The 20,444-nt window shown below is 65.4% G+C and carries 13 protein-coding genes and 1 tRNA gene; 10 read left to right on the top strand and 4 right to left on the bottom strand.

Going from position 1 to position 20,444, the window contains the following annotated elements:
* The first annotated feature begins 118 nt into the window (after nucleotides 1-118).
* Together HNQ66_RS13660 and HNQ66_RS13665 are read left to right on the top strand one after the other, a co-directional pair.
* Nucleotides 119-2,188 carry a lytic transglycosylase domain-containing protein gene (locus HNQ66_RS13660; RefSeq protein WP_184144714.1) on the top strand — a complete coding sequence of 690 codons (2,070 nt, stop codon included), beginning with the start codon at nucleotides 119-121 and terminating at the stop codon, nucleotides 2,186-2,188.
* Nucleotides 2,189-2,490: 302 nt separating this feature from the next.
* Nucleotides 2,491-3,366: an alpha/beta fold hydrolase gene (locus HNQ66_RS13665; RefSeq protein ID WP_184144715.1), complete on the top strand. Its 876-nt coding sequence runs from the start codon at nucleotides 2,491-2,493 to the stop codon at nucleotides 3,364-3,366.
* A gap of 95 nt (nucleotides 3,367-3,461) precedes the next feature.
* On the opposite strand, the gene HNQ66_RS13670 is transcribed toward HNQ66_RS13665, so the two are convergent.
* On the bottom strand, nucleotides 3,462-4,475 hold the full coding sequence (locus HNQ66_RS13670; RefSeq protein WP_184144716.1) for a porin: 1,014 nt from the start codon (nucleotides 4,473-4,475) through the stop codon (nucleotides 3,462-3,464).
* A gap of 623 nt (nucleotides 4,476-5,098) precedes the next feature.
* Here HNQ66_RS13670 and HNQ66_RS13675 point away from each other — a divergent pair.
* The 3 genes from HNQ66_RS13675 to HNQ66_RS13685 all read left to right on the top strand — a co-directional run bounded on the left by HNQ66_RS13675 (nucleotide 5,099) and on the right by HNQ66_RS13685 (nucleotide 7,450).
* The gene (locus HNQ66_RS13675) at nucleotides 5,099-6,133 is read left to right on the top strand and encodes a porin (RefSeq protein WP_184144717.1); all 1,035 of its coding nucleotides are present in this window, start codon (nucleotides 5,099-5,101) and stop codon (nucleotides 6,131-6,133) included.
* Between the two features lie 144 nt (nucleotides 6,134-6,277).
* The gene (locus HNQ66_RS13680) at nucleotides 6,278-7,189 is read left to right on the top strand and encodes a tyrosine-type recombinase/integrase (RefSeq protein WP_184144718.1); all 912 of its coding nucleotides are present in this window, start codon (nucleotides 6,278-6,280) and stop codon (nucleotides 7,187-7,189) included.
* 171 nt (nucleotides 7,190-7,360) lie between these two features.
* Nucleotides 7,361-7,450, top strand: a tRNA-Ser gene (locus HNQ66_RS13685).
* A gap of 117 nt (nucleotides 7,451-7,567) precedes the next feature.
* Here the strand turns inward: HNQ66_RS13685 and HNQ66_RS13690 are convergent.
* Both HNQ66_RS13690 and HNQ66_RS13695 read right to left on the bottom strand, forming a co-directional pair.
* Complete coding sequence (locus tag HNQ66_RS13690) at nucleotides 7,568-10,906, bottom strand: caspase family protein (protein ID WP_184144719.1); 3,339 nt, start codon at nucleotides 10,904-10,906, stop codon at nucleotides 7,568-7,570.
* Nucleotides 10,907-10,993: 87 nt separating this feature from the next.
* Complete coding sequence (locus tag HNQ66_RS13695; protein WP_184144720.1) at nucleotides 10,994-12,115, bottom strand: Gfo/Idh/MocA family protein; 1,122 nt, start codon at nucleotides 12,113-12,115, stop codon at nucleotides 10,994-10,996.
* Between the two features lie 139 nt (nucleotides 12,116-12,254).
* Between HNQ66_RS13695 and HNQ66_RS13700 the strand changes: the two genes are divergently transcribed.
* The 5 genes from HNQ66_RS13700 to iolB all read left to right on the top strand — a co-directional run bounded on the left by HNQ66_RS13700 (nucleotide 12,255) and on the right by iolB (nucleotide 18,992).
* Nucleotides 12,255-13,127, top strand: coding sequence for a MurR/RpiR family transcriptional regulator (locus HNQ66_RS13700; RefSeq protein ID WP_184144721.1), 873 nt, complete (start codon nucleotides 12,255-12,257; stop codon nucleotides 13,125-13,127).
* 102 nt (nucleotides 13,128-13,229) lie between these two features.
* Nucleotides 13,230-15,152 carry a bifunctional 5-dehydro-2-deoxygluconokinase/5-dehydro-2-deoxyphosphogluconate aldolase gene (locus HNQ66_RS13705; RefSeq protein ID WP_184144722.1) on the top strand — a complete coding sequence of 641 codons (1,923 nt, stop codon included), beginning with the start codon at nucleotides 13,230-13,232 and terminating at the stop codon, nucleotides 15,150-15,152.
* Nucleotides 15,153-15,175: 23 nt separating this feature from the next.
* Nucleotides 15,176-17,026: a 3D-(3,5/4)-trihydroxycyclohexane-1,2-dione acylhydrolase (decyclizing) gene (iolD, locus tag HNQ66_RS13710; protein WP_184144723.1), complete on the top strand. Its 1,851-nt coding sequence runs from the start codon at nucleotides 15,176-15,178 to the stop codon at nucleotides 17,024-17,026.
* 243 nt (nucleotides 17,027-17,269) lie between these two features.
* Nucleotides 17,270-18,187, top strand: coding sequence for a myo-inosose-2 dehydratase (gene iolE / locus HNQ66_RS13715; RefSeq protein WP_184144724.1), 918 nt, complete (start codon nucleotides 17,270-17,272; stop codon nucleotides 18,185-18,187).
* A 10-nt stretch (nucleotides 18,188-18,197) separates the two neighbouring features.
* Nucleotides 18,198-18,992, top strand: a complete 795-nt coding sequence (gene iolB, locus HNQ66_RS13720) for a 5-deoxy-glucuronate isomerase (RefSeq protein WP_184144725.1) — start codon at nucleotides 18,198-18,200, stop codon at nucleotides 18,990-18,992.
* A gap of 402 nt (nucleotides 18,993-19,394) precedes the next feature.
* On the opposite strand, the gene HNQ66_RS13725 is transcribed toward iolB, so the two are convergent.
* A complete protein-coding gene (locus tag HNQ66_RS13725; RefSeq protein ID WP_184144726.1) occupies nucleotides 19,395-20,420 on the bottom strand; it encodes an extracellular catalytic domain type 1 short-chain-length polyhydroxyalkanoate depolymerase in 1,026 nt (341 codons plus the stop codon).
* Nucleotides 20,421-20,444 lie beyond the last annotated feature (24 nt).

Genomic DNA, 20,444 nt, shown 5'->3' on the forward strand with positions numbered 1-20,444 from the left:
GGCTTGGTGAGCGGCGCCGGTAAGGTTTCGTTAAGGCAACAAAGGGTTAATGGATGGCAGGGAACGGGCGGGACATGAAGGTCGTACGCGCCGCCCCGGAAGCCTCGCGGGACGTGACATGATCTCGAGAAACAGTTTCGCCCTTTGCGCCCTGTTGCTGGCCGGTGCCGCCGGGCTTGCCTTGCGCTCCTCGCCCGTCGAGGCGGAGAGCGGCACGACGCCGGCCATCGAGCCGCTCGGCTTTGCCGCCGACATGCCCTCCCCCGACATCATCACCAGCGCGATCCCGCGGGCCGGCGACGTCGCGCCCGTGAGCGCGGACCTGCGCGAAGGCCTCGACGCGCTTTCCAACCGGGACCCGGCCGCCGCCATCGCCGCGCGCGACCGCCTGCCCGCCGGCAGCCTCGACCGGCATATCCTGACCTGGTCCATCGCGGTTTCCGGCCAGAAGGGCGTGCCCTCATGGGAGATCGCCAATGCCCAGCGCGAATTGAAGGGCTGGCCGGGGCTGAAGGCGTTGCGCGCCCATTCCGAACGCGCGCTCGCCCGCGAGAACCCGCCGGCCGCCGACGTGCTTGCCGCCTTCGGCACCACCCGGCCGGAGACGGCCGAGGGCGCCACGGTGCTCGCCCGGGCGCTGATTGCGACCGGCAAGAGCACTGAAGCTGGCGAGATCCTGCGCACCTTCTGGCGGAAGGAAGCCCTTTCCACCGACCTCGAAGACCGGATCCTCGGCGAATTCGGCGGCCTGCTGACCGTTTCGGATCATTTCGCCCGCATGGAAATGCTGCTCTACCGCGACCGCGCCACGCAGGCCGAACGCTTCGGCGATCTCGGCAAGGCGCAGTCGCTCTACCGCGCCTGGGCCGCCGTCATCCGCAAGACCCGCAATGCCGGCGACCTCGTCAAGGCCGTGGACGCGCGCTGGCGCAAGGAACCGGCCTACACCTATCTTGGCATCCGCAACCTGCGCAACCGGGAGGAATACCGCGCGGCGGCGAAGCTCTTCGCCGAAATGCCGGAAGACCCGGCGCGCCTCGTCAATCCGGGCGCCTGGTGGAACGAGCAGCGCATCATCAGCCGCGGCCTTGCCGACCTCGGCGATTACCGCGATGCCTACAAGGTCGCGGCACGCCACGGCGCGGACGATCCGGCCGATATCGTCGAGGCGGAATTCCATGCCGGCTGGTATGCGCTGCGCGATCTCGGCGAGGCGAAGACGGCGGCAAAACACTTCCAGCGCATCCTGCAAGCGTCCGACCGGCCGCTTTCGCTCTCGCGCGCCTGGTACTGGCTGGGGCGCGCGGCCGAAAAGGGTGGGCCGGGCGATGCGAAGGAATATTTCACCAAGGCGGCGAATTTCCCGGGCACCTTCTACGGCCAGCTTGCCGGCGCACGGATCGGCCGCAAGACGCTGAACGTCGCCTATCCGAAGCCGACGGCGGAGGAGCGGGCACGATTCCATGGGCGCGAGGCCGTGCAGGCCATCGCCCGACTGAAGGCCGCCGGCCACGGCTGGCGCGGCGACAGCCTCTACCGGGCGCTCGCCGGCGAACTGGCGAACCCGGGCGAGCTCGCCCTTCTTGCCGCGGACGCGGAAAAGGACGGCAACCACCAGCTTTCCCTGCAGATCGGCAAGATTGCCTTCGGGCGCGGCATCGACGTCGCGGCGCTGGCCTTCCCCATCGGCGTCATTCCGGACGGGGCCAACATTTCGGGCTCGGGCAAGGCGCTCGCCTATGCCATCGCGCGGCAGGAAAGCGCCTTCAACCCCGCCGCTGTCTCGCCGGCCAATGCGCAGGGACTGCTCCAGTTGATGCCGGGGACGGCCGAGGGCGTCGCAAAACGCTACGGCATCGCCTATTCGCGCGAAAAGCTCACTACCGACGCCGGCTACAACGCCACGCTCGGCGCGCACTATCTCGGCGAGCAGATCAGCGAATTCGGCGGCTCCTACGTGCTGACCTTCATCGCCTACAATGCCGGCCCGCGCCGCGTGCCGCAATGGATCGCCCGCTACGGCGACCCGCGCGGCAAGCCGGTCGACGAGGTGGTGGACTGGATCGAGCGCATCCCCTTCTCCGAGACGCGCAGCTATGTGCAGCGCGTGATGGAGAATTACCAGGTCTACAAGGTCCGCCTCGGCCAGAAGGCCGACATCGAGCACGACCTCAGCGTCGGGCGATAGTCTTTCCCGGCCGCGCCGCCGCTTGCCTTCATACGCAGGGTAATCGCCTATATATGAAGACCCCTCCCTAAATCCCTCCCCACAAGGGGGAGGGACTTAACCCGCGGCATTCCCGGCATTTGAAAATCGAGGGAAAAGGGTGCTGCCAGCCTTTCTCCCCCCTTGTGGGGGAGAAGCCGGCAGGCAGAGAGGGCCTTCACATGCAAGTGCCCTTCCCTTCATACGGAAGAGACGCCGCTTGAACCGGCCCGCCGGCCTCTTTACGCTGGCGGCAGGGAAATTGCGCAAGGGGCATCGTCGACATGAGCGAATTCGTCAGCCGCTTCTTCACCGCGCCGGACGGCCTGCGGCTGCATGCGCGCGACTATCCCGCGGCCAGTGGCGAGAACACCCGGCTGCCCGTCGTCTGCCTGCCGGGGCTTAGCCGCAACGCGCGGGATTTCCATCAATTCGCCCTTCTCGTCTCGGGCGATGCCGTCGCGCCCCGCCGGGTGATCGCGCTCGACTACCGCGGCCGCGGGCTTTCCGCCCACGATGCCGATCCGGCGAACTATACCGTGCCCGTCGAATGCAACGACGTGATCGCCGTCTGCACGGCGCTCGGCCTTTCACGCTGCCTTTTCGCCGGGACGTCGCGCGGCGGGCTCATCCTGCATGTGATGGCCGCCCTGCGGCCGGACCTCATCGCCGGCGCGATCCTCAACGATGTCGGCCCGCAGATCGAGGCCGTCGGGCTCATGGAGATTCGCGACTACCTTGCAAATCGCAGCACGCCCGCCAGCTTCGAGGCGGCGGCGGCCGGCCTTCGCCATCTTCACGGCGCCGCCTTCCCGGCCCTTGCGCCCGCCGATTGGCTGGACATGGCCCACGCCCTCTACACCGACCGGGACGGCCCCATCGTTGCCGACTACGACCCGAAGCTGACGGACCAGCTCAAGGCCATCGACTTCACCGAGCCGCTGCCGACACTCTGGCCGCAATTCGAGCGCCTGGCGGAAAAGCCGCTCCTCATCGTGCGCGGCGAGCATTCCCGGATTCTTTCGGCAGAAACGCTGGAGCGCATGCAGGCCGGCAGGAAGATCGTCGAAACGACGCTCGCCCAAGGTCAGGGCCACGCCCCGCTCCTGCATTTCCCGGATGTCTTCACGCCGATAAAGGCGTTCCTCGGGCGCTTCTAAGCCCCGCGCGCATTATCGCGGAACGCACCCTGCCCAAAACAGAAAACCCGCAGCCTCGAAGAGGCTGCGGGCTATTTTTCAGCTAGACTTCCGAATTAGAAGCTGCGCTGCAGGCGGAGGAAGCCCGTAACGGCATCGCCGTCGAGATCGTCATCCTGGTAGTTGACGGTTGCCTTGACTGCGAGGTTTTCGACAACCTGGTAGTCGAAGGTTACGCCAACGCGCCACTGGTCACGACCGTCGACGAAGTCGACATCGCTCAGGTACTGGAAGCCGGGGGTGATGGCCAGCTTCTCGGTAGCCTTGAACGAATAGTCGAGAGCGACGCTCCACTCAGAGGCGTTGTAGTAGATGTTGTCGCCGCTTGCGTAGATACCCATCAGCTCGAACGTGCCCGGGCCGACGTCAGCAGTCAGCCAAGCGCGAACGGCGCCTTCTTCAGCGGCGTCGTCGTATGCGCCGAGAAGTTCGAAGTTCACGCCGCCGAGCGTGGCGGCAACCATGCCGGAAACGCCGAAGTCGTTGTGCGAGACAACAGAGTAGTTGTCCGGGATTTCGTCGACTGCGAGGCCGGCGCGGAACGTGCCGCCGTCATAGACGTAACGAACCGAGGTGAAACGGGTCGTGTTGGAAGCCGTTTCCGTTTCGCCGATCAGGTCGCTATCCCACCAGTTCAGGAAGGTACCGACGCGGAAGCCGCCGAGTTCGATATAGGCTTCGTCGATGTAGGAGTCGCTCGTCGTAACGCCGCTGCCGCCGCCAGCAACAAGGCTGTTACCGGACTCGGTCTGGAGAGCGATGAAGCCCGTGAGCGTGCCGAGTTCGGTGTCGGACTTGGCGTCAACCGTCAGGCGGGCGCGCGTCCAGGCATTCCAGTCGGATGCACCGAATTCGTCACGACCGAAGTCGGCCTGGAAACGAACGTAGCCGCCGATCTTGAGGCAGGTTTCGGTGCCCGGGATATAGAAGTAGCCGGTGCCGAAGGCGTCGCAGACGCGGACGTATTCCATGGGTTCCGGTTCGGCAGCGACGATAGCGTCGGCAGCCTGTGCGCCGGAGACTGCTGCGAAGGCAGCAGCGGAGCCGATGAGAAGGCTCTTGATGTTCATTTTCTGACCTCCAGTCAAAAAGGCCGGGGCGTGCGTTTTGCCGACGGAGGTCAACTTCTGGCAGGCGCGTATATATAAAATGTGCCGCGAGAAACGTCCGGTTTCCGGGAAGCGACGGTAGAATCAAGCGATTCCACTGCGGATTCGCCTTTCCTCGGCCGGGGCGGCGATTCGATGCCGATTCGAGCGGCGGAGCGGAAAAACGCCCTGCCCTTGCGGTCGCATCCGGTGCAGGAAAGGCGGAGTGGCCATGGGAAAAGCGCCTTGCCGCCACCGCAAAGAGCCGGTTTTGCCGCGCTCCTGCCGGGATTGTGGCACGCCTTTCCCCATGGGCGACATGGCTAAGTGCCCGCTTCATAAGGCGTTTTGTTAAGAATCTTTAAACTTTTAGCAATCCGGCCGGCCATTTTGTGTCCTTTGCGCAACAGCGCAGGGCGAAGGCTGGCACAAACCCCGTCTCGTTTCAGATTGGAGATTGCTTACACGAACGCGTCTTGTATTTTCGGCTTCGGAAGCAGGGGCGGTTGATCGTCCGCTTCCTGAACTTGGGGATGGGGCAGGGAACGCTGTCCTTCAGCAAAAAACCCAGACCCGTTTGAAACTTTTTGACTGGAGGTCAGAAAATGAACATCAAGAGCCTTCTCATCGGCTCCGCTGCTGCCTTCGCAGCAGTCTCCGGCGCACAGGCTGCCGACGCTATCGTCGCTGCCGAACCGGAACCCATGGAATACGTTCGCGTCTGCGACGCCTTCGGCACCGGCTTCTTCTACATCCCGGGCACCGAAACCTGCCTCAAGATCGGCGGCTTCGTTCGTTTCCAGACGACGTTCGGCCCGAACCAGGCTGCCGGCGGCATTACTGACTGGGATGCCGGCACGCTCGTTGACATCAACTTCGATGCCCGTAACGATACCGAACTCGGCACGCTCCGTTCGTTCGTGAACCTCGAATATGCTGCTGATAACGACACCGCCCTCGGCGACAGCGGCTTCGACGTCGATGAAGCTTACATCGAACTCGGCGGCTTCAAGGCTGGCTTCTTCTACAGCTGGTGGGATAGCGGCATCAACGGCGAGACCGACGTTCACGGCAACGTCACCGAGTTCAACTCGATCGCCTACAACTACGATGGCGGCACCTGGCGGGCCGGTATCTCGGTTGATGAATTGGAAAGCCAGACGACCTACTTCACGGCGGGCAATGTTGGTCACAACCGTCTCGGCGTTGCCGGCACGGTCGGCTTCTCGCTCGGCGGCGTAAACGTAGACCTGCTCGGCGGTTACGACAGCGGCGCTGAAGAAGGCGCAGTCCGTGGCATCCTGTCGGCCGACCTCGGCCCGGGCACGCTGCAGGTTCTCGGCGTCTGGGCTTCGGGGCAGAGCAACTACTGGGATGCTTCTGAATGGAGCGTTGCAGCTGCTTACTCCTTCAAGGCTACGGACAAGCTGACGATCACCCCGGCCGTACAGTACTTCGGCGACACCAACGTCGACGCTGCCGGTTCGCCGGACGCCTGGAAGGTCGGCCTGACGGTTGGTTACGACATCGTGGACGGCCTGGCCTTCCTCGGTACGGTTAACTATCGCCAGGACGACGTCCTGGGTGGCGGTCACACCGACACCACCACCGGCTTCCTGCGTCTGCAGCGTAACTTCTAAGCCTTACCGGCTTTTCACATAGCGGGGACCCGGCCTTCGTGCCGGGTTTTCGTGTTTTTATTATTTCTTGGGGCTAAAGTAGCAGGGGCTATTAACCATTTGATGCAACCAAGGGGCGACTGAAAAGGGCGCAACGGGGTCAGCATGTGGCAGCACACCCAAACGAACGGCATTTATTCACTTAATTATCAACTTTCAGGCATAGATAACGGAACAAATCAGCATACAAACCTCCGCACCCTTCTTCAGCGCTATGTGGATCTTCTATGGGAGCCGGGCTCGCATAAATACAATGTCTCCTCCTTCATCGGCGAGCTCGACGAAATCCTGTTCGGTGCCGCGTTTTCCGATTTCACGGACGAGATGCTGGACCGCCTGATCGGTGCCCTGCGCAAGCGGGGCAACAGCAATGCCACGATCAACAGGAAGCTGGCGGCGCTGAGCAAGTTGCTCCGCAAGGCGCACAAGATGGGCGACATTCGCGGCCTGCCGGAATTCCAGCGGCTCAAGGAGAAGGCGGGGCGCATCCGCTTTCTGGAGCCGGACGAGGAAACACGGCTTTTCGCGGCGATCTTCGAGAAATCGGAGATCTACGGCCGATTCTGTATCTTCCTGATCGATACCGGCGCGCGGCTTGGCGAAGGCATCGGCCTGCACTGGCAGGATATCCAGGGCGACCGCGTGCCGTTCTGGCTCACCAAGAACGGCCGGAGCCGCTCCGTTCCGCTGACCGAGCGGGCCGCGCTCGCGCTCCAGGCCTCCGACCGGACGCGGCGGGGCCCCTTCACGAGCATCGTCCAGGCGAAATTCCGCGCGGCCTGGAACGAGGCGAAGCAGGAGGTCGGGCTCGGGGCGGAACCGGACGTCGTGCCCCATATCCTGCGCCATACCTGCGCGTCACGCCTCGTCCAGGGCGGCATCGACATCCGCCGCGTGCAGACCTGGCTCGGTCACCAGACCCTGCAGATGACCATGCGCTATGCGCATCTCGCCTCGGGAGACCTCGACATCTGCGTGCCGATCCTGGAGCGCGCCGCACGCACGGAGACGAAGTAGCGCCGCCCCCCGTTTCCGCCTCCGCGAAGTCCTTCGCGGCGGCTCCGGAAACATGCCGGTTTCCCTGCCCTGCCCTCTTGCGCAAGACGGCGGTTCGGCAACAAAATCTTCGGCATAACATCGAAAAAGGCCTTGCAATCCCTAGCCATGCCGCATACTGAAACCGCGAGCGGAGAGGTGGCCGAGTGGTCGAAGGCGCTCCCCTGCTAAGGGAGTATACCGGAAACGGTATCGAGGGTTCGAATCCCTTCTTCTCCGCCAGTTCCCCTTCTTTTCCCCATCTTTCATGATGCGCCGCTTGCGCGAAGTCTTTCGCCCGAACGAAAGCCGCTGGAAACACGCTTGCTTCCAGCGGCTTTGCTTTCACGGTGCCGCGCCTCAGGTGCGGGCGGCGAGGCGGTCTATGGCGTTCTGGGTGGAAGCGCCGAAGTCGCCGTCGATCGGGCCGTTGTAGTAGCCGCGGTCCTTCAGTATCTGCTGGAATTCCTTGCGGAACTGCGGCGTGAAGTTCGCGGGCGAGCCTTTCAGCTCCTGCAGCTTGCCGGCATCGCCCCCCTCGACGCTGGCGGCGGCCCAGCGGGCAGCTTCCTTCGCATCGGCGCGGGTGCCGAGGCCCTGGTCGTAGAGGCGCGAGAGATTGCCCATGGCATAAGTGTTGCCGCCATTGGCCGCCTTCTCGTACCAGTCGCGGGCCTGGGCATAGTCCTGCGTCACGCCGTTGCCGACGTCGTAGAGCCAGCCGAGCGAGGCCATCGAATAGTAGTCGTTGAAGGCTGCCGCCTTCTCGTACCACTTGCGCGCTTCGGCATAGTCGACCGGAACGCCAAGGCCCGCCTGATAGGCGTAGCCGACCGAGGACATGGCGTTGATGTCGCCGCCTTCCGCGCCCTTCTTGTACCAGTCGAGCGAGGCGGCATAGTCCTTCGCCGTGCCGAGGCCCTCCCGGTAGAACCAGCCCATGGTCGCCTCGGCATTGGCATAGCCCTGCTCGGCGGCCTTGCGATACCACTTGATCGCCTCGTCATAGTCCTTGCGCGTGCCGTTGTAGCCCTCGCGGTAGAGCCAGCCGAGGGAGGCCTGCGCATAGGGGTTGCCGGCGTTCGAGGCCTCCTCGAACATCCGCGTGCCCTTGGCCATGTCGACCGGGCCGTCCGTGCCGTAGATCGAGTACCAGGCAAGGTTCGTCAGCGCGTAGAGGTTCCCCTCGTCGGCGGCCTTCTGGTAGTGCTCGCGGGCCTTCGGATAGTTGCGCGCCGCGTCATGGGCGCGGCCCAGCATGTTGCGGACGGAATTGTCCGACGGGTTGGCGTTGAGCGCGGCCTCGCAGACCGGGATCGCCCGGCCGTAGTCGATCTGCGCGAAGAGCTTGCCGGCAAAGCCCGGACGCAGGTTCGGCTCGCCCGCAAGCTCGTAGCACTGGTCGATATCCGAACCGCCGAGCACCGTCGTCGACGTATCCGTCGTGGTGTTGGTGTTGGAGAGGGTCGTCGCATCATTGCGGCCGGCCGCCAGCTTGTCGATGGCGGCAAGCGTCGCGGGGCCGAATTCGCCGTCCGAGGTGCCGCTGTAGTAGCCGCGCTCGCGCAGCAGGTCCTGCATGCCCTGGCGGAAGGCCACGGTGAAGTTGGCCGGCGTCTCCTTCATCTCCTTCAGCTTGCCCGGATCGCCGCTTTCGACGGCGGCCGCGGCCCAGCGCACGGCCTCCTTGGCGTCGGCCGGCGTGCCGAGGCCCTGGTCGTAGAGGCGCGAGAGATTGCCCATGGCATAGGCGCTGCCGGCATTGGCCGCCTTCTCGTACCAGTAGCGGGCCTCCACATAGTCCTGCTTCACGCCGTTGCCGACGTCATAGAGCCAGGCGAGCGAGGCCATCGAGTAGGAATCGCCGATATTGGCGGCCTTCTCGTACCAGACCTTCGCCTCGGCATAGTCCTGCGCCGTGCCGAGGCCGTTCTGGTAGGCCCAGCCGAGCGAAGACATGGCATTGGCATCGCCCGCGTCCGCCGCCTTACGATACCAGGCGAGCGACTGGACATAATCCTGCGAGACGCCGAGGCCCTCGCGGTAGAACCAGCCCATCGTCGCCATGGCATTGGCATAGCCCTGATTGGCGGACTGCTGGTACCACTTCACCGCCTCGTTGTAGTCCTGCCGCGTGCCGCCGTAGCCTTCGCGGTAGAGCCAGCCGAGCGAGGCCTGGCCATAGGAATTACCGGCGATCGCCGCCTTCTCGAACATCGAGAGGCCCTTGGCGACATCGACCGGGCCGTCCGTGCCGTAGACCGAGAACCAGGCGAGGTTCGTCATGGCATACATGTTGCCGAGCTCGATCGCCTTCTCGTAGTTGCGCCGCGCCTCGACATAGTTGCGGTCGGCGTCGTGTGCGCGGCCGAGCAGGTTGACGAGCATGCCGTCGGACGGGTTCTCGTTGACGGCCTGCGCGCAGGCGGCGAGCGCCCGCTTGGCGTCGATTTTCAGGAAGGCGACGCCCATGAAGCCGGGCAGCGACTGCGGCTCGCCGGCCAGCAGGAAGCAGTCCCGCGAGGCCGGCGTCTCCTTGCCGGCGACATCGACGCTGAGGCCCTTCTTCGGTTCCAGCGCGGCGATCAGGTGCTCGGCGTCGGCGCGATGCCTGCTGCCCGGATAGCGCTCGATGAAGCGCTGGAGGGCGGCCGCGTCGGTCGATTCCTTCAATGCGTCCCAAGCAATGCCGGCCGCATCCTGCCCTTCGTTCTCGGTCGCCTCCTTGAGGCTGGCGAGCTTCTTTTCCGCCAGCATCTTGTAGACCGGGTCCTTGCCGTGCTTGGCGAGGAAGGCGTTGAGCAGTTCCTCGTCGGCAAGGTCGCGGATGTTCTGCCAGTCGGCGGCAGCTTCCGACTGGCCGTTCGGCGAGACCTCCTGCGTGTTGCCGCTGTTGGTGACGTTGATGTTCACTTCCTTGATGTTCAGGAAGATCTGCGCGCCGCCGAGCGAGCCGTAGACGAAGGGCTCCTGCTCGCGGTTGGTGGCTTCCACCACCTCGTCGCGCACCTTGCCGAGCGCGATGCGCACGTCGAGGCCGGGTTCGGTGAGATATTTGGCGAGCGCCGTGGCGAAGGGGCTGTTCCGCCCCTCCCCGTCGAGCGCCACCGTGCCGGCCTTCGAGGCGAAGGCGATCAGCGTGTCGGCCGATTCGGGCTCGACGCGGGCAAGGCCGCGCGTGACGGCGCGCGTGCCGATGGACCGGCTCATCGAGGCGGCGAAGGGATTGTTGCGGCAGGCATCGAGAATGAAGAGCTTGAGCTTCTTGGCGCCTTCCAGCGAGCGCTGCACGCGGTCGATGGCGACGCTCTCATCCTCCACGTCGCGGTCGCTCTTCAGCGCCGCGTCGACGGGGATGAGATAATTGACCCCGTTCATCTCCATGGCGTGGCCGGAATAGTAGACCACGGCCATCTCGGCATCCACGGATTCGTCCTCGAACTCGCGCAGCGCCTTGACCATGGCGGCGCGGTCGAGATCGAAGACGGTCTTCACGGAATCGAAGCCCGCCGCCTCGAACGCCGAGCGCATCAGCTCCACGTCGTTGGCAGGATTGTTGAGCGGGGCGGTCTCCTCGTATTTCTCATTGCCGATCAGAAGCGCAACGCGTTTGGCCTCGGCGGCGCCCGCATTGAACACAACGACAGCGATGGAGACTAACAAGACCGGCGCCCAGCGGTTCGTCATTCGCCTGAACATGCCCTTCCCTCCGGCATTATTGCCGAGAGTATTACGTATGGCATGGGCCGTTTCAATGCGGCCGCGCGCGGATTTTTTTCGGAAATCTCACGTATCGGGCACATCGACCCAGCGCGCCTCGCGGAAGGACTGCGCCATGGCGTGCACGGACTTCTCGATGCGAAGGCCGTGGTTGAAATCGATGGAGTGGGTGGCCATGCCGGCGATGGCGGCGATCAGCTCGCGGCATTCGATGACCTTGAGGTCGTTGAAGCCGAGGCCGTGGCCGGGCGCGGGCACGAAGCGGTCGTAGGGCTTGTGGTGCGGGGCCGTCAGGATGGTCGAAAACCCCTGCTCGGCCGGCCGGCCGGCCGTCGTATAAAGCTGGAACTCGTTCATGCGCTCTTGGTCGTAGAGGATCGAGCCCTTCGAGCCGTAGACCTGCAGGGCGATGCGGCCCTTGCGGCCCCAGGCGGAGCGGTTGGCCATCAGCACGCCGGAAATGCCGGCGGGAAGGCGCATGAGGACGCTGGCGATGTCGTGGTTCTCCACGGCGCGGCGCCCGCCGTCCTTCAACGGACGGTCCGCGTAGGGCTTTGCCAGAGAGGCGATGACGGCCTCGACATGGCCGAAGAGGCTCCACAGCAGCGAAAGCGGATGCACGGCGAAATCGTCGAGCGCGCCGTAGCCGGAGGCCGCCTCGCTCTTCCAGTAGAAGGGCGCCTCGGGATCGGCCATGAAGTCCTCGTCCATCTCCACGCGCACATGGTTGACCGTGCCGATGGCCCCCTCGTCGATCAGCGAGCGGATGTGCCGCATCACCGGGTTCTGGATATAATTGTAGCCCATGATCGCCACCTTGCCGGAGGAGCGCTGGGCGGCGAGCATGCGTTCGGCATCGGCGAGCGAGGTCGCCATCGGCTTTTCGCACCAGACATGCTTGCCGGCTTCCAGCGCGGCGATCGCCATCTCGGCGTGGAACTGGTTGGGCGTGGTGATAGAGATGACGTCGACCGCCGGATCCGACAGCAATTCGCGCCAGTCGCCCGTCGAGCGGGAGAAGCCGAATTCACGGGCGCGGACGGCGGCAAGCTCCGCATTGGCCTCGGCGAGGAACACGAGGCGAGGCCGCTCGACATCCCCGAAGACGGCGGCGACATTGTTCCAGGCGAGCGCATGGCACTTGCCCATGTAGCCGGTGCCGATCAAGCCTACTCCCAAAGCCTTCATGACATCTCCTCTATCCGCTTTGCCGGCATCTCCGCGTCATCCGTAACGGGAAAGATCTGGAACGAGAACTATCCTTCGCAACCATATGGAATATTTATTTCATTTGTCGCAGAATGGCCGCAGGCAAAAGGATGGATCCATGGACAACAGCGAAGCGGCCCTTGCGCGTGTGCCGCGCGATTTCGACAGCCTGCGCAGCGTCATCATAGAGCGAAAGGCAGCCATGCCCAAGCGGCTTGCGCAGGTCGCGGCCTATGCGCTTTCCAACCCAGACGACATGGCTTTCGGCACCGCCGCCAGCATCGCCGCGGCAGCGGACGTGCAGCCCTCCACGCTGGTGCGCCTTGCCCATCACCTCGGCTACGAGGGCTTTTCCGACCTGCAGAACGTCTTTCGCGCCCGCCTGCGCGACCGTACGCTTTCCTACGAGGAACGCCTTCTTTCTCTTGAAGCCGGCGCATCGGCCGACAGCGACACGGAGCTGCTGTCCGGTTTCATCAACGCGGCCAGCCAATCCCTCTCGCGCCTTGCCGGCACCATCGACGGGCGGACCTTCTCGAAATCCGTCGACCTGCTCGCCCGGGCCGAGACGATCTACCTCGTCGCCAAGCGCCGCTCCTACCCGCTGACGGCGCATATCGCCTATGCCTTCGGCAAGCTCGGCATCCGCCACCAGACCATCGCCTCGCCGAACGGCATCGACGCGGAAATCGCCGGGTTCGCGACGGAAAGGGATGCGGTGCTCGCCGCAAGCTTCGCGCCCTATGCGGCCGAAAGCCTGGCGCAGGCGCAGGCGCTCGCCGCCCGCGGCGTGCCGATCGTCGCCATCACCGATTCGGTCTTCTCCCCGCTCGCGGCCGCCGCCACCCACTGGCTGGAAGTGTCGGAGGCGGACCATGCCGGCTTCCGTTCGCTTTCCGCCTCGATGGCGCTCGCCATGGCCCTGCCCGTCGCCATCGCGGAACGGCGCCGCAGCCTCAGGCGAGGCGCGCCGCGGAACGCCATGGAATAGAAACGGAATGCCTATTCCGAATTGACAGGATAATGGAATTCATGTTTCATTTTCCGGCAATACCGAGCGGCGTGCACGATGCCGCAAGACCGGAGGGAAGACATGCCGACCATTGACCAGGACAAGACGCTCGACGTCATCACCATCGGGCGCTCCTCCGTCGACCTCTACGGCCAGCAGCTCGGCACGCGTCTCGAGGACACCGCCTCCTTCGCCAAATCCGTCGGCGGCTGCCCGGCCAACATCGCCATCGGCACCGCCCGTCTCGGCCTTAGGTCCGCGCTCATCACGCGCGTCGGCGACGAGCAGATGGGCCGCTTCATCCGCGAGCAATGCGCGCGAGAGGGCGTCAATGTGGACGGCATCAAGACGGATAAGGAACGGCTGACGGCGCTCGTTCTGCTCGCCATCGAGGCCGAAGGCGTCTCGCCGATGATCTTCGTGCGCACGGACTGCGCCGACATGGCGCTCAACGAGGGCGACGTGGACGAAGCCTTCGTGCGTTCCTCGCGCGCCGTGCTCGTCTCCGGCACGCATTTCTCGCGGCCCGACAGCGAGGCGGCGCAGCGCAAGGCGATCCGCATCGCCAGGCAATCGGGCGGCAAGGTCATCTTCGACATCGACTACCGGCCGAACCTCTGGGGCCTTGCCGGCCACGCCGAAGGCTTCGAGCGCTATGTGAAATCCGACCGCGTCTCGGCCATCATGAAATCCGTGTTGCCGGACTGCGACCTTATTGTCGGCACGGAAGAGGAGATCATGATCGCCTCCGGCGCCGACGACGTGCTCTCCTCGCTGAAAGCGATCCGCGCCGTCTCGCCCGCCACCATCGTCCTCAAGCGCGGCGCCATGGGCTGCATCGTCTATGACGGGCCGATATCGGACGACCTGGAGGACGGCATCGTCGGCCAGGGTTTTCCCATCGAGGTCTACAACGTGCTCGGCGCGGGCGATGCCTTCATGTCCGGCTTCCTGCGCGGCTGGCTCACTGGCGAGAACCACGCCACCTCCGCGACATGGGCCAATGCCTGCGGCGCCTTCGCCGTCTCGCGCCTGCTCTGCTCGCCGGAATATCCGAGCTGGGAGGAGCTTTCCTTCTTCCTCAAGAACGGCAGCAAACACCGTGCTCTCAGGAAGGACGAGGCGATCAACCATATCCACTGGGCGACGAATCGCAAGCAGGGCGACATCCCGCTCCTCATGGCGCTCGCCTGCGACCACCGCATGCAGCTCGTCGACATCGCCGACGAGCTCGGCGTGCCGCACGAGAGGATTTCCGCGTTCAAGCGCCTCACCGTCGAGGCCGCCGCGCGCGTCGCCGAAGGCCGGCCGGGCTACGGCATGCTGATCGACGAGCGCTTCGGGCGCGACGCCTTCTTCGACGCCGCGACGAAGGATTTCACCTGGCTCGGCCGGCCCGTCGAGCTGCCGGGATCGAAACCTTTGCGCTTCGAATTCAGCCAGGACATCGGCTCGCAGCTCGTGGAATGGCCGGTCGACCATTGCATCAAGTGCCTGTGCTTCTATCATCCGGACGATCCGGCGGCGCTGAAGACCGAGCAGCAGGAAAAGCTGCGCACGCTTTTCGAGGCGGCGCGGCGCGTCGGGCGCGAACTGTTGATCGAGATCATCGCCGGCAAGAACGGGCCGCTCAAGGATGACACGGTCTCGACGGCGCTTCAGGAACTCTACGACCTCGGCATCAAGCCGGACTGGTGGAAGCTGGAGCCGCAGGCATCGAGCGCCGCATGGCGGAACATCGAGGCGGTGATCGCGAAGAACGACCCGTGGTGCCGCGGCATCGTGCTGCTCGGCCTCGAAGCGCCGGCCGAGGAGCTGGTGAAGGCTTTCGAGGCGACGAAGGCGGCGCCCGCCGTCAAGGGCTTTGCCGTCGGCCGCACGATCTTCATCGAGGCCGCGCGCGCCTGGATGGCCGGCCGGATGGACGACGAGGCGGCGATTGCCGACATGGCCGGCCGCTTCCGCGCGCTGACCGACGCCTGGCTGAGAACGCGCGGGCTGTAAGAGAAAGATTTGGGAGGAATACGATGGGCAAGACGATCCGGCTGACGATGGCGCAGGCCGTCGCGCATTTCCTGAAGGCGCAGATGACCGTGGTGGACGGCAGGAAGGTGCCGATCTTCGCGGGCGTCTGGGCCATTTTCGGCCACGGCAACGTCGCGGGCATGGGCGAAGCGCTCTATCAGGTGCGCGAGGCGCTGCCGACCTATCGCGCCCATAACGAGCAGGGCATGGCGCATGCGGCCATCGCCTTCGCCAAGGCGAGCTTCCGCCAGCGTTTCATGGCCTGCACCACCTCCATCGGCCCCGGCGCGCTCAACATGGTTACTGCCGCCGGCGTCGCTCATGTCAACCGCCTGCCCGTCCTGTTCCTGCCCGGCGACGTCTTCGCCAACCGCATCCCCGACCCGGTGCTCCAGCAGATCGAGGACTTCGGCGACGGCACCGTCTCGGTGAACGACGCCTTCCGCTGCGTCTCGCGCTATTTCGACCGCATCACCCGGCCCGAGCAGATCGTCCCCGCGCTGAAGCGCGCCATGCAGGTGCTGACCGACCCGGTCGATTGCGGCCCGGTGACGCTCTCGCTCTGCCAGGACGTGCAGGCCGAAGCCTACGACTATCCCGTCAGCTTCTTCGAGGAAAAGATCTGGACGCAGCGCCGCCCGCGGCCGGACGCGGAGGAGCTTGCCGCCGCCATCGCAACGCTGCGCAAGGCTGAAAAGCCGCTGATCATCGCCGGCGGGGGCATCCTCTATTCGCAGGCGACGGCCGAGCTGAAGGCTTTTGCCGGCATGCACGGCATCCCGGTCGCCGTCACGCAGGCCGGCAAGTCGGCAATCCCCGACGATCATCCGCTCGCCATGGGCTCGGTCGGCGTCACCGGCACCTCGGCGGCCAACGCCTTTGCCGAGGAAGCGGACGTCATCCTTGCCGTCGGCACGCGCCTCCAGGACTTCACCACCGGCTCCTGGGCGCTCTTCAAGAACGACACGGTGAAAATGATCGGCCTCAACACCGCCGCCTTCGACGCAGCCAAGCATGACGGCCAGCCGCTCGTCGCCGACGCGCGCGAGGGTCTGACGCTGCTTTCCGAGGCGCTCGGCGGCTGGAAGGCGCCGGCCGCGGTGGAATCCTCGGCAAAGGCCCGCAAGGACGAATGGATGGCCGCCGCCAACCGGGCGACCGCCGCGACCAACGCGGCGCTTCCCTCGGACGCGCAGGTCATCGGCGCGGTGCAGCGGAGCATCGGCGGGGAAAATTCCGTCCTCGTCTGCGCCGCCGGCGGGCTTCCGGGCGAGTTGCACAAGCTCTGGCAGGCCAACCGGCCGGGCGGCTACCACATGGAATACGGCTTTTCCTGCATGGGTTACGAGATCGCGGGCGGCCTCGGCGTGAAGCTGGCGCGGCCGGAGGCGGATGTCGTCGTCATGGTCGGCGACGGTTCCTACATGATGCTGAATTCCGAGCTTTCGACCTCGATCATGCTCGGCAAGAAGCTCACCGTCGTCGTGCTCGACAACCGCGGCTACGGCTGCATCAACCGCCTGCAGATGGCGACCGGCGGGGCGAACTTCAACAACCTCCTCAAGGACGCGATGATCGAGGCCATGCCGGAGATCGACTTCCGGGCGCATGCCGAGAGCATGGGCGCCGTCGCCGTCAAGGTCTCCTCCATCGCCGACCTCGAAACGGCCATAAAGCAAAGCAAGGCGAACGAGCGCACCTCCGTCATCGTCATCGACACCGACCCGCTCATCACCACGCAGGACGGCGGCCACTGGTGGGACGTCGCCGTGCCCGAGGTCAGCCCGCGCGGCGAGGTCAACGCGGCGCGCGAAGCTTATGTGAAGGCGCTCGAAGCCCAGCGGATCGGCTAGGACGGAGAACGGAACGGCCCCCCACCTCACTTACTCACTTACCGCTCACCGCTTTCTTCTCACCTCTCCACCGTCATCCTCGGGCTTGACCCCGAGGATCCACCTACACGGCACGCCGGAGAGGGCGGCATGGATCCTCGGGTCAAGCCCGAGGATGACGAAAGAGAGGGAGTGAGGGAAAGGGAACGAGCAAGCGGGAAACAATATTACCGGAAGGCCCTCGCCTTCCCCAAGGAGACCACAATGAAAGCCAAACTCGGCATGTCGCCCATCGCCTGGTGGAACGACGACCTTCCCGAACTCAGCGACGACGTCTCGCTGGAGGAATGCCTGCGGCAATCCCGCAGCGCCGGCTTCACCGGCATGGAGCAGGGCCGCCGCTTCCCCTCGAACCCTGAGGAGATGCTGCCGATCCTGCGCGCGGCCGACGTGACGCTGTGCGGCGGCTGGTTCTCCGGCACGCTGGTCGACGAGGAGCTTGCCGCCAACAAGGACCGCATCGCGCCGATGATCGAGCTGTTCAAGGCGGTCGACGCGCCCTGCATCGTCTATGGCGAGGTGGGCCGGTCCATACAGGGCGACCGTTCGAAGCCGCTTGCCACCAAGCCGCGCCTTTCCGACGACGAGATGAAGGCCTATGCCCGCAAGGTCACAGAATTTGGCGAATGGTGCGCGGATCAGGGCATGCCGCTTTCCTACCACCACCACATGGCCGCCGTGGTCGAGACCGAACCGGAGCTCGACGCCTTCATGAAGCATTCCGGCGAAGGCATCCCGCTGCTGCTCGACGCCGGGCACCTCGCCTTTGCCGGCGGCGACGTGCTGCGCGCCATCGACAAGCACCACGCCCGCATCAACCACGTCCACGTCAAGGATATCCGCAAGGCCGTGGTGGACGGGCTCGACCGGAGCAAACAATCCTTCCTCGACGCGGTGGCGCTCGGCGCCTTCACCGTACCGGGCGACGGCTCGCTCGATTTCGGCGCCATCGTGCAGCGCTTCGCCGATTACGGCTACGAAGGCTGGTTCGTCGTGGAGGCCGAGCAGGATCCGCATGAAGCGCCCCCGCAGAAGATGGCCGAGATCGGCCACAAGGAACTGATGCGCGTCATGACGGCCGCAGGCTATACCGTGGAGACGGAAGGTTTTCCGAAGGCATAAGGAGAAACCCATGCCCAAGCTCATCGTCAAACCCGAGGGCACGCACGGCCGCGTCAGCCATGTGACGCCGGAAAGCGCCGGCTGGACCTATGTCGGCTTCGACGTCCACCGCATGAAGCCGGGAGAGATCGTCGCCGCGGAAACCGGAAGCCGCGAGGTCTGCCTCGTGTGGATTTCCGGCAAGGGCAAGGCGACGGCGTCGGGCGAGGATTTCGGCATCCTCGGCGAGCGCATGAGCCCGTTCGACGGCGCGCCGCACGCGCTCTACGTGCCGGCCGATTCCAACTGGTCGGTGACCGCGGAGACCGATCTGGAGCTTGCCGTCTGCTCGGCGCCCGGCGGCGGCGAGTACAAGGCCAAGGCCGTCCCGCCCGGAACGCATCCCAAGCTGACGCGCGGCAAGGGCTCGAATGTCCGCCATGTCCACAACATCATGCCGGAGGACGACAATGCGGCCCACTCTCTGCTCGTCGTCGAGGTGATCACGCCGAACGGCAACACGTCCTCCTACCCCTCGCACAAGCACGACCGGGACGACCTGCCGAACGAGAGCCTTCTGGAGGAGACCTACTACCACCGCCTCAACCCGCCGCAAGGCTTCGCCTTCCAGCGCGTCTATACGGACGACCGCTCGCTCGACGAGGCGATGGCGGTGGAGGACGGCGACGTAACGCTGGTGCCGAAAGGCTACCACCCCTGCGCCACCATCCACGGCTACGACCTCTACTACCTCAACGTGATGGCCGGGCCGAAGCGGGTGTGGAAGTTCCACAATGCGAAGGAGCATGAGTGGCTGCTGGGGTGATTGGGGGCGGTAACGGCGGCGGCTGACCGCCGGGCGCCGAATGCGCGGCGCCGCCTCCGGCTTTGGCCATCCCATCCTTCTCCGTTCCCGCACTCTTCTTCTCCCCCCTCTCTCTCTCATTCTTCTCCCACTCCCCTCCATTACTCCTCCGTTTTTCCCCTCATCTGCCCTCTCCGTCGTCATCCTCGGGCTTGACCCGAGGATCCATGCCACAAAGCAGGGCCGCTCCGTGGAGTGTGGATCCTCGGGGCAAGCCCGAGGATGACGGAAGAGAGGTTTGTGGTGACGGAGAAGGAGAGAGCGCGGGTGAAAAGAGAGGGAGGTGAGAGGTGAGATGCGAGCGGTGAACGGCGAGCGAAGGGTGCCAGGGGAACGGAAGGAAGAGCAGAAAGCGGCTCCCTCCTACCGCTTCCATCTCCGCGTCAAACCCCATTCCTTCGCGATCTCCAGCGTCGAGGAGAACCCTGCCTCCAGCATGAAGGGCTCGGCGGACACCGCATACCCGCCGCCTTCGCCGGACAGCACCGGGGTGCCGTGGCCCATGCCGTCGATGGCGTGGAAGGTGACGAGGGGTTTGCCGTCCTTGTCCGGCCAGATGCGGGTGCGCCGGCCCTTGAGGCGCTTTTCCACGAAGGCCTCCTTCGGCAGGCGGTAAAGATCGCGCCATTGCTCGACGAGGGCGAGGCCGTTGGAGAGCGAGACGGTCTCGTCGGCCGTGCCGTGCCAGATGGAGACGGCGGGCTTGCGGGCGATGCGCGGGGAGACGGCGCGCACGAGGTCCGACCAGTCGCGCGGGCTGCGCTCGGGGGCTTCCGCCATCGCATCGAAGGCGCGGGTCGCATCGCGCGCGGCGCCGAAGGGCAGGCCGGCGATGATCGCGCCGCCGGCGAAGACGTCCGGATAATTGGCGAGCATGGCGGCGGTCATCGCCCCGCCGGCGGAAAGGCCGGTGACGAAGACGCGCTCCGGGTCGCTCGCCGCCGTCTCGGCCGCATGGGCCACCATCTGGCGGATCGACATCGTCTCGCCGCGGTCGCGCGTCACCTCGCTCGGCCGGAACCAGGTGAAACAGAGGCGCGGATTGTTCGCCTCGCGCTGCTGGGCATAGACGACGGCAAAGCCGCGCTCCTCGGCAAGCGATGCCCAGCCGGCAGCCCGGTCGTAGCCTGCCGCATCCTGCTGGCAGCCGTGCAGCACGAGGACGAGCGGCCGGCCGGCGGGCAGGCCCTCGGGGATGTGCGCGAACATGCGCAGGGCCCCGGGATTGCTGCCGAAGCCTGTCACCTCCTCCAGCATCGAGCCGGCGGGGCGCCGCCGGGCCGCGGGCGCCTTGCGCTCCTCGTGGCGGGGTGACGGCCGGAACAGGTCGCCGAGGCGCGTTTCGGCCGGCAGCAGGCGCTCGACGGATCGCTTGAAGCGGTCGCGCATGGTGGGCCTCTCTTTCGTGGAATT

It is taken from the genome of Shinella fusca (assembly GCF_014203155.1).
Lineage (GTDB): Bacteria > Pseudomonadota > Alphaproteobacteria > Rhizobiales > Rhizobiaceae > Shinella > Shinella fusca.